Source organism: Streptomyces sp. NPDC047525 (assembly GCF_040643025.1).
Lineage (GTDB): Bacteria > Actinomycetota > Actinomycetes > Streptomycetales > Streptomycetaceae > Streptomyces > Streptomyces durmitorensis.
The window spans coordinates 508,598-520,474 of the sequence record NZ_JBEYTL010000001.1; the positions used below are offsets into that span (position 1 = coordinate 508,598).

At 70.3% G+C, this 11,877-nt stretch carries 10 protein-coding genes; 4 read left to right on the forward strand and 6 right to left on the reverse strand.

Features of this window, described 5'->3' with window-relative positions; translation table 11 throughout:
- Positions 1 to 64: 64 nt before the first annotated feature.
- The 5 genes from ABZ833_RS02455 to ABZ833_RS02475 are packed head-to-tail and all read right to left on the reverse strand — an operon-like array spanning position 65 to position 5,985.
- Positions 65 to 1,132 (reverse strand): LacI family DNA-binding transcriptional regulator, encoded by a 1,068-nt coding sequence (locus ABZ833_RS02455; protein WP_361039947.1) that lies wholly within the window; start codon positions 1,130 to 1,132, stop codon positions 65 to 67.
- Entirely contained in the window at positions 1,120 to 2,769 is a 1,650-nt protein-coding gene (locus tag ABZ833_RS02460; protein ID WP_361039949.1) for a glycoside hydrolase family 13 protein, read from the reverse strand. The genes ABZ833_RS02455 and ABZ833_RS02460 overlap by 13 nt, the downstream gene beginning before the upstream one ends.
- Positions 2,770 to 2,818: 49 nt before the next feature.
- Positions 2,819 to 3,697: a carbohydrate ABC transporter permease gene (locus ABZ833_RS02465; protein ID WP_361041301.1), complete on the reverse strand. Its 879-nt coding sequence runs from the start codon at positions 3,695 to 3,697 to the stop codon at positions 2,819 to 2,821.
- A gap of 5 nt (positions 3,698 to 3,702) precedes the next feature.
- Positions 3,703 to 4,713, reverse strand: a complete 1,011-nt coding sequence (locus ABZ833_RS02470; protein WP_249585641.1) for a sugar ABC transporter permease — start codon at positions 4,711 to 4,713, stop codon at positions 3,703 to 3,705.
- Positions 4,714 to 5,985 carry an extracellular solute-binding protein gene (locus ABZ833_RS02475; protein ID WP_361039952.1) on the reverse strand — a complete coding sequence of 424 codons (1,272 nt, stop codon included), beginning with the start codon at positions 5,983 to 5,985 and terminating at the stop codon, positions 4,714 to 4,716.
- 335 nt (positions 5,986 to 6,320) lie between these two features.
- Here ABZ833_RS02475 and ABZ833_RS02480 point away from each other — a divergent pair, with 335 nt between their 5' ends.
- The 4 genes from ABZ833_RS02480 to ABZ833_RS02495 are packed head-to-tail and all read left to right on the forward strand — an operon-like array spanning position 6,321 to position 10,292.
- On the forward strand, positions 6,321 to 7,355 hold the full coding sequence (locus ABZ833_RS02480) for a LacI family DNA-binding transcriptional regulator (RefSeq protein WP_361039955.1): 1,035 nt from the start codon (positions 6,321 to 6,323) through the stop codon (positions 7,353 to 7,355).
- Between the two features lie 9 nt (positions 7,356 to 7,364).
- Positions 7,365 to 8,297, forward strand: a complete 933-nt coding sequence (locus ABZ833_RS02485) for an adenosine kinase (RefSeq protein WP_361039957.1) — start codon at positions 7,365 to 7,367, stop codon at positions 8,295 to 8,297.
- A 45-nt stretch (positions 8,298 to 8,342) separates the two neighbouring features.
- Positions 8,343 to 9,287: an aldo/keto reductase gene (locus ABZ833_RS02490; protein WP_361039960.1), complete on the forward strand. Its 945-nt coding sequence runs from the start codon at positions 8,343 to 8,345 to the stop codon at positions 9,285 to 9,287.
- A gap of 57 nt (positions 9,288 to 9,344) precedes the next feature.
- Positions 9,345 to 10,292 (forward strand): aminoglycoside phosphotransferase family protein, encoded by a 948-nt coding sequence (locus tag ABZ833_RS02495; RefSeq protein ID WP_361039962.1) that lies wholly within the window; start codon positions 9,345 to 9,347, stop codon positions 10,290 to 10,292.
- A 69-nt stretch (positions 10,293 to 10,361) separates the two neighbouring features.
- On the opposite strand, the gene ABZ833_RS02500 is transcribed toward ABZ833_RS02495, so the two are convergent.
- Entirely contained in the window at positions 10,362 to 11,864 is a 1,503-nt protein-coding gene (locus tag ABZ833_RS02500) for an alpha/beta hydrolase (protein ID WP_361039964.1), read from the reverse strand.
- Positions 11,865 to 11,877 lie beyond the last annotated feature (13 nt).

Sequence of the window (11,877 nt, forward strand, 5' to 3'; positions counted from 1 at the left end):
GAGGCCCCGGAGCCACCATCACGACCCCGCTGCCCCGACCGGGCCGGCACCGGGAGCCTCCCTCTCAGCGCCGCGGCTGCGCCGTGGAGCCGCGTACCACCAGTTCAGGCTGGAAGACGAACTCCGTGTGCTGCACGGGGTTTCCGTGCAGCTCCTCGAGCAGCGCCCCCACCGCGGCACTCGCCATGGCCTGCACCGGCTGGCGCACCGTGGTGAGCGGCGGGTCCGTGAAGGCGATCAGGGGCGAGTCGTCGAAGCCGACCACGGAGACGTCGCCGGGCACCGAGAGGCCGCGCTCGCGCACCGCACGCACCGCGCCGAGCGCCATCATGTCGCTGCCGCAGACCATCGCCGTGCACCCCTGGTCGAGCAGGGCGCTGGCCGCCGCGTGCCCGCCCTCCACCGTGAACAGCGTGCGCTGCACGAGCTGTTCGGCCTCCCCCTGTTCCAGGCCGAGCAGCGCGTGCAGCGCCGCCGTGAACCCCTCCGCCTTGCGCAGCGAGGGGACGTAACGGGTCGGGCCGATGGCCAGACCGATCCGCTGGTGGCCCAGGTCGACGAGGTGGCGCACCGCCATCCGCGCGGCCGCGCGGTCGTCGGGCGACACGAAGGACACCGGGATGTGCTCGTTGTATCCGTTGATCAGGACGAACGGCACGCCGCGGGCGTGCAGTTCGAGATACCGGGTGGGGTCCGCCGTGGTGTCGGCGTGCAGTCCGGAGAGGAAGACGATGCCGCTGACCCGGCGCTCCTCCAACTGCTCGACCAGCTCGTCCTCGCTTGCCCCGTCCGGCATCTGGGTGCACAGCATCGGCGTGTAGCCGTGCCCCGACAGAACCTGCTCCACGACCTGCGCGAAGGCGGGGAAGATCGGATTGCTGAGCTCGGGTATGACCAGGCCGACCAGGCCCGCGCTGTGCCGCTTGAGCCGCATCGGCCGCTCGTAGCCGAGCACGTCCAGGGCGGCGAGCACCCGGCGCCGGGTACCGGCCGCCACTCCCGGCTTGCCGTTGAGCACCCGGCTCGCGGTGGCCTCGCTGACCCCTGACTGGGCCGCGAGGTCCGCGAGCCGCGGGGCGCCCCGGTCCGACCGGTCGGCGTCCCGCGACGGGGAGAGGGTCACACCGCCCACCAGACGGTGGTGTCGGCGGGCAGCTCGACCTTGCCGTCCGCCGTCTCCACCTCGGCGTTGGACAGGAGGATCCGGCCGGGGGCCGGGATGCGTACCGCCGCGCCGGTGGTGTTGGCCGTGCACACGAAGCCGTCGCGGCGGAAGGCCAGTACGCCCTCGGGAGCCTCGAGCCACTCCAGCGAGTCGCCCGCCCCGAGACCCGGCTGCTCCCGGCGCACGGCGAGGGCGCGGCGGTACAGCTCCAGGGTCGACGCGGGATCGCCGGTCTGCGCCTGGACACTGAGCTCGCCCCAGCCTTCGGGCTGCGGAAGCCAGCTGCCGCCCGCGCCGAATCCGTGACTGGACCCGTCGGTGGTCCACGGGATCGGCACCCGGCAGCCGTCGCGGAACCCGTCCTGCCCGCTCGCGCGGACGAACGAGGGGTCCTGGCGCACCTCGTCGGGCAGCTCGGTGACGTCCGGCAGACCCAGCTCCTCGCCCTGGTAGACGTACGCGGAGCCGGGCAGCGCCAGCATCAGGAGCGTCGCGGCGCGGGCGCGGCGCAGGCCGAGCGCGCGGTCGCCCGCGGTGCGCAGCTGGGTGCCGAGTCCGGGCGGGTTGGCGAACCGCGTGGCGTGGCGGGTGACGTCGTGGTTGGAGAGCACCCAGGTGGCCGGGGCGCCGACGGGCCGCATCGCGGCCAGCGACACGTCGATGACCTCGCGCAGCTCCGTGGCGTCCCAATGGGTGCCCAGGTACTGGAAGTTGAAGGCCTGGTGCATCTCGTCCGGGCGCACATAGGCGGCCGCGCGCTCGACGGTGGGGGTCCACGCCTCGGCGACGAGAATGCGCTCGCCCGCGTATTCGGTGAGCACCTTGCGCCAGCTGCGGTAGATCTCGTGCACGCCGTCCTGGTCGAAGAACGGCATGACGTCGTTGCCGAGCAGCTTGAGCTGGTCGCTGCGGCCGATGTCGGGAAGACCTTCGGCCTTCACCAGGCCGTGGGCGACGTCGACGCGGAAGCCGTCGACGCCCATGTCGAGCCAGAAGCGCAGGATCGAGCGGAACTCGTCGTGGACGGCGGGGTGTTCCCAGTTGAAGTCGGGCTGCTCGGGGGCGAAGAGGTGGAGGTACCACTCGCCGTCCGGCGTCCGCGTCCAGGCCGGGCCGCCGAAGACGGACTCCCAGTCGTTGGGCGGGAGTTCACCGTTCTCGCCCTTGCCGGGCCGGAAGTGGTAGCGCTCGCGCAGGGGCGATCCGGGGCCCTCGCGCAGGGCTCGCTGGAACCAGTCGTGCCGGTCCGAGGAGTGGTTGGGAACGAGGTCGACGATGATGCGCAGGCCCAGGTCGTGGGCGTCCCGCAGCAGGGCGTCGGCGTCCAGGAGACTGCCGAACATCGGGTCGATCGCGCGGTAGTCGGCGACGTCGTACCCGGCGTCGGCCTGCGGCGACGAGTAGAAGGGGCTGAGCCAGACGGCGTCGACGCCCAGGTCCCTGAGGTAGGGCAGGCGGGCACGGACACCGTCCAGGTCGCCCATTCCGTCGCCGTTGCCGTCGGCGAAGCTGCGCGGGTAGACCTGGTAGATCACCGCGCCACGCCACCAGTCCGTGTGGGTGCCGGAGGCGGAGGCTGCAGGGGCAGCGAGATGCTGGGTCATGTCTTCCCTGAGATCGAGAGGTCGGGAGCGAGGGGGGTTGCGTGCCGTGTCAGGACTTCGTCGCGCCGGCCGTGAGTCCACCGACGAGGTGACGCTGGACGAAGCCGAAGATCACGGCGGCGGGCACCGCGACGATCACGGCCGCGGCGGTCAGCGAACCCCAGTCGCTGGTGTACTGATTGACGAAGGTCTGCAGGCCACCCGCCAGGGTGAGGTTCTCCTCGCCGGTCATGAAGGCGGAGGCGTACGCGACTTCGGCCCAGCCGGTGATGAAGCTGTAGAAGCCGGTGACGGCGAGACCGGGCTTGGCCAGCGGCACGATGAGCCGCCAGAAGGTGCCGAACGGGTTGAGCCCGTCCACCCGCCCGGCTTCGTCGATCTCCACCGGGATGGTGTCGAAGTACCCCTTCATCATCCAGGCGCAGAACGGCACGGCGATCGTCAGATACGTGACGACAAGACCGACGGGCTGGTTGAGCAGGCCCAGGCTCGCGAGGAGGTTGTAGAGCGGCACGATGAGCACCGCGACGGGGAACATCTGGGTGATCAGCAGGAGCCACATCAGCGACCGCATGCCGGGGAACCTGAAGCGGCTGACGGCGTAGCCGGTGGTCGCCGAGATGAAGACGCCGATCACCGTGGTCAGGCCCACGACGAGCAGGGAGTTGCCGAGCCAGCTCAGGAACTCGGTGTCGTTGACGACGTGGTCGTAGTTGCGGAACGTGAAGTCCTTGACCAGGTCGGTGGAGAACGCCTCGCTCGTCGGCTTGAACGACGTGATCAGCAGCCACAGCGGTGGAAGCACCGCGGTGGCGGAGGCGAGGAGGAGGCCCACGTGGAGCGCGACGGAGGCCAGCGGCCCGCGTTCGCCGCGCTCCCTGACCTTCGCCTTCGGCCCGCGGGCGGAAGAGGCCTTCTGGTCGGTCATGGTGGTCACCACACTTCTCCCTGCTTGCGGAGCGCGCGGCGGTAGACGACCGCGAAGAGCGAAAGGAGCAGCAGAATGATGACGCCCCAGGCCGCGGATCCCGCGAAGTCGCGCGGGCTGACGACGAACGAGAGCCGGTAGGCGTACGTCACCAGGATCTCGGTGGCGTCTCCCGGACCGCCCCGGGTGAGCAGGAAGATCACCGGGAACATGTTGAAGGTCCAGATGCCGCTGATCAGGATCACGGTGCTGCTGACGGTGCGCAGGCCCGGCAGCGTGATGTGCCGGAAGCGCTGCCAGGCGTTCGCGCCGTCCATCTCCGCGGCTTCATAGAGCTCGCCGGGGATGGACTGGAGTCCGCCGAGCATGGCGACCAGCATGAACGGGACGCCGAGCCAGACATTGACCGTGATCACCGAGAGCTTGGCCCAGGTGGGGTCGTTGAGCCACGGGATCGCGTCGATGCCGCCACCGGCGAGGATCTTGTTGAGGATGCCGTTCTTCTCGTTGAAGAGCAGGCGCCAGGTGAACACGGAGACGAAGGCCGGCACCGCCCACGGCAGGATCAGCGCCATCCGGTAGAAGGAGCGCCCGGCCAGCTTGCGGTTGAGCATGTTCGCCAGGACCAGGCCCAGCGTGAAGGAGATCGCGACGCAGGAGACGGTCCAGATGATCGTCCAGGTCAGCCGGTCCCAGAAGACGCCGTCGGAGAGAACGGCGGTGTAGTTGTCCAGGCCGACGGACTTGTAGGTCGCCGGGATGTGGTTGACGCCGATGGTGCGCTCGACGTTCGCCTCGTTGGCGTCGGTCGTCGACAGGTAGAGGCCGCGCACCAGCGGGTAGCCGATGATCACGCCGATCACGGCCACCACCGGGGCGACCATGGCCCAGGCGTACCAGTGGGTGGACAGCGACCTGCGCAGCCGTCCTGGGGTCTTGCCGGTCCGCGGGCCGCGGCCGCGGACGCTGTGGGCGTCCGCGGCCTTGGCCAGTGACTGGCTGCTGTCAACAGCCATTTACTTGTAGTCCTTCAGCAGCTTGCGGTAGGCGTCGCCGACACCCTTCGCCCCGTTCTCGGGGGAGGTCTTGCCGCTGAGCACCTTCTCCATCTGCAGCCGGATCGGCTCGAACAGGGCGTTGGCCTCCGGGATCCAGGGCCGCTCCACGGACTTGTCCACGGCCGGCTTGAAGAACTGGACCATCTGGTTGTCCTTGACGGACTTCACGTCGTACACGGAGGTGCGCGTGGGCAGCAGGCTCAGCTTCTCGGTGGTCTGCTGCTGCACCTTGGCCGAGCTCATGTACTTGATGAACTCGTAGCTCGCGTCGAGGTTCTTGGACCCCGCGTAGGCCGCGAGGTTCCAGCCGCCCTGCGGGGATGCCTGCCGGTCGCTGCCGCCGGGGACCGGGGCGATGCCGAGGTTGTCCTTGTCGCTCTTGAACGACTTGCCCTGGAGGGCTCCTTCGATGGACCAGGGGCCGTCGAGCGCCATCGCGACGTCGCCGTCCTTGAAGGCGTTGAGCTGGTTGTTGTAGCCGTCGCTCGCGTCGGTGGTGGCCGCCTTGGAGTCGACCAGGTCCTTCATGACCTTGAAGGCCGCGGCGCCCTGGGGGTCGTCGACGGTGATCTTCTTGTTCTTGGTGTCGAGGAGGTCGCCGCCCTCGCCGTAGAGGTACGGGAGGTAGTAGTACGGGTCGTCACCGCGGAGGTAGAGGCCGGTCTTGCCGGACTTCGACTTGATCTTCTTCGCGGCGCTCTTCACCTCGTCGAAGGACTTGGGCGCCTCGACACCGGCCTCCTTGAGCATCTTCTTGTTGTAGAAGAGCGCCAGGGTGTCGATGGTCTGCGGGGCGGCGTAGGTCTTGCCCTTGAACTTGGTGCTTGCCGCGGCCTGCGGGAGGTAGTCGTCCGCCTTGTCCAGGGCGGGGGTGCCCTCGAGGGGGGCCAGGTAGCCCAGGTTGGCGAAGTCCGCGACCCAGGCGACCTCGGTGCGCATCACGTCGGGGGCGCCGGAGTTGCCGCCCGCGGCGTTCTTGAACTTGGCGTTGGCCTCGCCGAACGCGACGCTCACGTAGTTGACCTTGACGTCGGGGTGGAGCTTCTCGAAGCCCTTGGCGAGCTTCTCGTAGGTCCCCTTCTCCGCGTCGTTCGAGGTGTCCCAGAAAGTGACGGTTCCGGACAGCTTGCCCGAACTGCTCTTACCGCTGTCACTGTCATCGCCACCGCACGCTGCCGCTGTCAAAGCCAGGGCCGCGACCAGTGCGGTGGCCGCTATGCCACGCCGCATGTGAACTCCTTCAACTGATCCCGGAACAAGGGGAGGCGAAACCCCCAACAGAGCTGCCTCCTACGAGCCGCACTCGACGCGGCGCCGGGTTGCCAGGGAACGTAACAGGATTGAAAAGCGCCCGAAAGACCTTGCGAGAAATTTCTGCAAGCTCTGCTGATCGTTACTTCTGTGTGTCCTTACGGTTGCTCTTGCTGCGCTTGACAGGCCCCTGAGGTGGGGTCGGTCTTCCCCACTTCGCCCTGAATGCCCCGCAAGTACCTTGCAGAGCCAGGGCTTGCTGCAAGCTTTCACAAGCAGTGGGCAAGCAGGCAGATCACCGGTACAGTCCCTGCATGACCGCACGGCTCGTCGACATCGCAGCACAGGCGGGGGTGAGCGAAGCCACCGTCAGCCGCGTCCTCAACGGCAAGCCCGGTGTTGCGGCGGCCACCCGCGAATCCGTCCTCGCCGCCCTGGACATGCTCGGCTTCGAGCGGCCCACCCGGCTGCGACAGCGCAGCAGCGCTGGGCTGGTCGGCCTGATCACGCCCGAGCTGGACAACCCGATCTTCCCCGCGCTCGCCCAGGTCATCGCCCAGGCCCTGACGCGCCAGGGCTACACACCGGTGCTCGCCACCCAGACACCCGGCGGCTCCACCGAGGACGAGCTCACCGAGATGCTGGTGGACCGCGGCGTCTCCGGGATCATCTTCGTCTCCGGACTGCACGCGGACACCACCGCCGACATGGAGCGCTACGAAGTGCTGCGCGGCAAGGGCGTGCCCTTCGTCCTCGTCAACGGCTTCTCCCCCAAGGTGCAGGCCCCCTTCGTCTCCACGGACGACCGCGCCGCGGCCCGTCTCGCCGTCACGCACCTCGCATCGCTCGGCCACACCCGCATCGGGCTCGCGGTGGGCCCCAAGCGCTTCGTGCCGGTGCTGCGCAAGATCGAGGGCTTCCAGATCGGCATGCGCGAACGCCTCGGGATGTCGCCCAAGGACTCCGAGCAGCTCATCGAGCACTCCCTCTACACCCTGGAGGGCGGCCAGGCAGCGGCCGGCACGCTGATCGGCCGTGGCTGCACCGCGATCGTGTGCGCCAGCGACATGATGGCGCTCGGCGCCGTCCGGGCCGCCCGGGAACGGGACTTGGAGGTGCCCCGGGACATCTCGGTGGTCGGCTACGACGACTCCCCGCTCATCGCCTTCACCGATCCCCCGCTGACCACCATCCGCCAGCCGGTCCAGGCGATGGGCCAGGCCTCGGTCCGCACCCTCCTGGAGGAGATCGGCGGGACCCCGGCTCCGCACAGCGAGTTCGTCTTCATGCCGGAACTGGTGGTCCGCGACTCGACCGCATCCGGCCGGTCCGAGCGCCGCGACGCCTAGGCCGTGCCGATGGAGACCGAGATCGACGTCCTGGTGCTCGGCGGCGCCGGTGTGGACTCGATCGTGTACGTTCCCGAGCTCCCGCTCCCCTTCGCCGACAGCCACATGGTGCCCGCGATCGACATGCGGGCCGGGCAGACCGGGGACTTCGTGGCGATGGGGGTGCAGGCCCTGGGGCTGCGTACGCATCACATCGACCTGATCGGCGACGACCACGAGGGCGACCTGGTGCGCGCCCTGCACCGCGAGCGGGGCATCCCGCTCACCGAGGTGCTCCAGCGCGGCGGCACCAAACGCGCGGTGAACCTCGTCGGTCCCGACGGGCGGCGCCTCTCGCTGTACGACAACAGCCGCTCCCGGGAAGCGGACCGGCTGCCTGCGGCGACGGTCGAGGCCCTCGCCTCGGTGAGCCGGCACGCCCACGTCTCCCTCACCTACCCCTGCGCCTTCACCCTGCCCACGTTGCGCGCGTCGGGAGTGACCGTCTCGACCGACCTGCACGACTGGGACGGGTCCGAGCCGTACCACGAGGCCTTCGCCCACGAAGCCGACCTCGTCTTCCTGTCGGCCACCGCCCTGACGGACCCGGAGAGGACGATGCGGCGGATCGCCGCGCGGGGCCGGGCCGAGGCGGTCATCGCGACGGCCGGAGCCGAGGGTGCCCACCTCCTCGTCGACGGCGAGCTGTCCCACGTGCCGGCCGTCACGCCCCCCGCACCGGTGGTGGACTCCAACGGCGCCGGTGACGCCTTCGCGTCCGGCTACCTCTTCGGCCGGCTCACCGGCGAGCCGCCCTCGCGCTGCGCCCACTACGGCGCGATCGCCGGCGCGTACGCCTGCACCGTCCCGGCCACGCGGACGGACGTCATCACCAGGGACCAACTCCTCACCCTGGCCGCCGAGTCACAGGGCGGCCCGCTGACGGGACACGCGCGGACCTGAGCGACGATGACCAGGTCCACCACGGAGCGACACGGAGGAGGAGACATGGCATCGCAGACCGACGTGCGCAACGGCCGCGTGCTGTACGGGTGCATGGGGATAGGCGGAACGTGGGACACCACGCCGTACACCGCCAAGGACATCGCCGGGGCAGAGGCCGCCGTGGACGCCGCCCTTGAGGCCGGCGTCACCGTGTTCGACCACGCGGACATCTACCGGCACGGCAAGTCCGAGGCGGTCTTCGGCGAGGTCCTCGCCAGAGCACCCGGGTTGCGCGACCGCATCGTCCTGCAGACCAAGTGCGGCATCCGCCTCGCCGACGGCGCCCGGCCAGGGCTGTACGACCTGCGCGGGCCGAGCATCGTCCAGCGCGTCGAGGAGAGCCTCACCCGGCTGCGCACCGACGTGATCGACGTACTGCTCCTGCACCGCCCCGACCCGCTGACGGGCCCGGAGGAGATCGCGAAGGCCCTCACCACTCTGCACGGGCAGGGCCTGGTGCACAGGTTCGGTGTGTCGAACATGAGCGCCGCACAGATCGCCCACCTGCGGGCGCACCTCGACGTACCGCTGGTCGCCAACCAGCTGGAGATGAGCCTGGACAGCCGCGACTGGGTCGAGTCGGGCGTGCTCGTGAACACACCGGCGGCGTCCGACAGCGGCTTCCCGCACGGGACACTCGAGTACTGCGCCGCCAACGGAATCCAGCTGCAGGCCTGGGGAGCGCTGGCCAGGGGCCGCTTCACCGGCGGCGGCGATTCACCGACCGCCCGGCTCGTCACCGACCTCGCCGCCCGCAAGGGGACGACGCCGGAGACGATCCTGCTGTGGTGGCTCCAGCGCCACCCGGCACGGATCGCCCCGGTCATCGGCACAAGCCGCCCCGAGCGCATCCTCGCCTGCCGGGACGCCGTGCACCGCGAACCGGAACTCACCCACGAGGAGTGGTACGACCTGTGGATCACCGCCCGCGGCGGACCGCTGCCCTAGGCGGCGTTGATCACGCCGGGTGCCAACTCCCCGTTCCCGGCGGCCATAATCGACGCCGTGACCGAGCCCGCCGTCGAAGTCCAGCCCCTCGTACGCCAGAAGGCCCGCAGCCTCGGAGCCCTCGGGGAGCAGTGGCTGGCCGGGTTGCCCGGTCTCATCCGTGCGCTGGAGCGGCGCTGGTCCATCGAGGTCGGGCGGTCGCTGCCCGGTGGGAGTGCCTCCTACGTGGCGCGGGCCCGGACCGGGGGCGGGCGTGAGGCGGTGCTCAAACTCTCCCTTCCCGCGCCGGACTTCGCCGCCCAGGTGCAGACCCTTCGCCTCGCGCGGGGACAGGGGTACGCGAGGCTCCTTGCCCACGATCTCGACCGTCACGCGATGCTCCAGGAAGCGCTCGGGCCTTCGATGGACCGGCTCGGTCTCGACCCGTGGCGGCAGATCGAGACGTTGTGCGCCATGCTCCAGCGCGCTTGGCGGGTGCCTCGCGCACCGGGGCTGAGCGTCGATCCGGCGCAGGAGAAGGCCCTCACCCTGGGCGAGTTGGTCGGACGGCTGTGGGAGAGCCTTGGCCGTCCCTGCTCCGAGCGGGTCGTGGCCCAGGCCCTGACGTACGCCGAACGGCGGGCCGCGGCGTTCGATCCCGGCCGTTGCGTCGTCGTGCACGGCGACCCTCACCCGGGCAACGCGCTGCGGGTCACCGCACCGCGGGCCGGGGCAGAGGCGGGGTTCGTCTTCGTGGATCCCGACGGGTTCCTCGCCGATCCCGCGTACGACCTGGGGGTCGTACTCCGCGACTGGTGCGGGGAGTTGAGGGGCATGGACGCGGCTTCGGCCGCGGGTCTGGTCCGCTCCTACTGCGCGCTGCTCTCGGAGCGGACCGGGGTGGATCGGCGGGCGGTCTGGGAGTGGGGCTTCCTGGAGCGGGTCTCCACCGGGCTCTATGTGCTCGACTTCGGCGCGGAGGAGCTCGGTCGGCCGTTCCTGGACACCGCGGAGTCACTGGCCTGAAGGGTGGGCCGCACGACGCCGCCGCCTCCATGCCCTTCGAGCGGCCGCGCGGCCCGCCTGCTGTCCCGTCTAGCCGCAGTACTTGTCCCGTGTCGGCCGCTCTCCCGTCGCCAGGAAGTGGGAGACGGTCCGGTCGCCGCACTCATTGCCGTTGTCGAGGTAGGCGTCGTGTCCCGTCGAGTTCACCGTCACCATCGTGGCTCGCTGACCCAGGGACGTGCGGAGCTTGAGGGCGCCGCTGAGCGGGGTCGCCGGGTCGCGTTCGTTCTGGATGAGGAGGATGTTGGACGGGCCGCTGTCGGTGATCCGCACCGGGGCCTCCTTCGGCCGGAACGGCCAGGCCGCGCAAGGCATCGCGTTCCTCGGCATCCCCGCGGTGAGGGGGTGCTTGGACCGGCTCTCGGCGACCTCCTTGGCGTACGCGTCCGGCGACCCGGGCCACTCGATGTCATTGCAGAGGACGGCGGAGCCCACCGCGACGGCGTTCTGCAGCACCGCCTCCGGGGGAGCCTGCGGCGCGGGCGGGACCGTGCCCTTCCGGGCGGCCAGGATCAGCTTGGCCAGGCCGGGGAAGTCGTCGGGGTCGTACAGCGTGGTCAGCAGGGCCTGGCGCAGGACGTTGCCGTCGAGCTCCTCGGGGTTGGCGCCCGGCCAGGGGATCGGGTCGCGGTCCAGCTCGGCGGCCAGGCGCAGGAAGAGCGGGCGCACCTCGGCCGCCGTCCGGGCCAGGCGGTCCGGATTACCGGGTGCCGAGGCCCACTTGGCGAACTCGGGGAAGGTGTCCTCGACTCCCTGCTCATGTCCGGCGAGCCAGCCGCGGGAGACCCGCGTGGGGTCGGGGTCGTCGTTGCTGTCGAGGACGACGCGGTCGGTGCGGTGCGGGAAGAGCTGGCTGTAGACCGCGCCGACGTAGGTTCCGTACGAGACTCCCCACGCGGAGACCTTCCGCTCGCCGAGCGCCGCGCGGATGCGATCGAGGTCGCGCGCCTCGTTGGCGGTGCTGATGTGGCGGATGAGGTCGCCGCCGTTGCGTGCGCAGGCGTCCGACACCCGCCGGGCCGCGGTCATGTTGCCGGTGACGGAACCGTCAGGAGCGGGCCAGGGGCGCAGTCTCGACGGGGCGAGGTCGGCTTGGCCGAGGCCACAGCTGACCGGGGTGGAGCGGCCCATGCCCCGGGGGTCGAAGCCGATCAGGTCGTAGGCGTCCCGGACTGCCTGCGGCAGCTTCTGACCCTTGCCCGAAGGGTTGTTGATGCCGGAGCCGCCGGGCCCGCCGGGGATCAGGAGCAGTGCACCGCGGCGCGCATCGGGGTTCTCGCCGGGAATGCGCGAGACGGCGATGCCGATCTGCTTGCCCTTGGGGTGGGCGTAGTCCATCGGGACTTCGACGGTGGCGCACTCCTGGCGGGGGTCGAGGCCGCTGCCCTTGCACGGCTTCCAGTCAAGCGACTTGGCCGTGGCGGGAGCGGTGGGGGCGGCGGGCGTCGAGGCCGTCGCGGCCAGCGGTGCGGTCAGGCTGAGGACGGCCGCGGAGGCGGCGAGCAGGGCTGCGTTTCGCTTGATCTTCGTCATGGGGACGAGCCTC

Excerpts from the sequence above, each read along its gene's own strand:
- ABZ833_RS02460 (WP_361039949.1), bottom strand. The coding sequence starts at position 2,769 with ATGACCCAGCATCTCGCTGCCCCTGCAGCCTCCGCCTCCGGCACCCAC.
- ABZ833_RS02465 (WP_361041301.1), bottom strand. The coding sequence starts at position 3,697 with ATGACCGACCAGAAGGCCTCTTCCGCCCGCGGGCCGAAGGCGAAGGTC.
- ABZ833_RS02470 (WP_249585641.1), bottom strand. The coding sequence starts at position 4,713 with ATGGCTGTTGACAGCAGCCAGTCACTGGCCAAGGCCGCGGACGCCCAC.
- ABZ833_RS02475 (WP_361039952.1), bottom strand. The coding sequence starts at position 5,985 with ATGCGGCGTGGCATAGCGGCCACCGCACTGGTCGCGGCCCTGGCTTTG.
- ABZ833_RS02480 (WP_361039955.1), top strand. The coding sequence starts at position 6,321 with ATGACCGCACGGCTCGTCGACATCGCAGCACAGGCGGGGGTGAGCGAA.
- ABZ833_RS02485 (WP_361039957.1), top strand. The coding sequence starts at position 7,365 with ATGGAGACCGAGATCGACGTCCTGGTGCTCGGCGGCGCCGGTGTGGAC.
- ABZ833_RS02490 (WP_361039960.1), top strand. The coding sequence starts at position 8,343 with ATGGCATCGCAGACCGACGTGCGCAACGGCCGCGTGCTGTACGGGTGC.
- ABZ833_RS02500 (WP_361039964.1), bottom strand. The coding sequence starts at position 11,864 with ATGACGAAGATCAAGCGAAACGCAGCCCTGCTCGCCGCCTCCGCGGCC.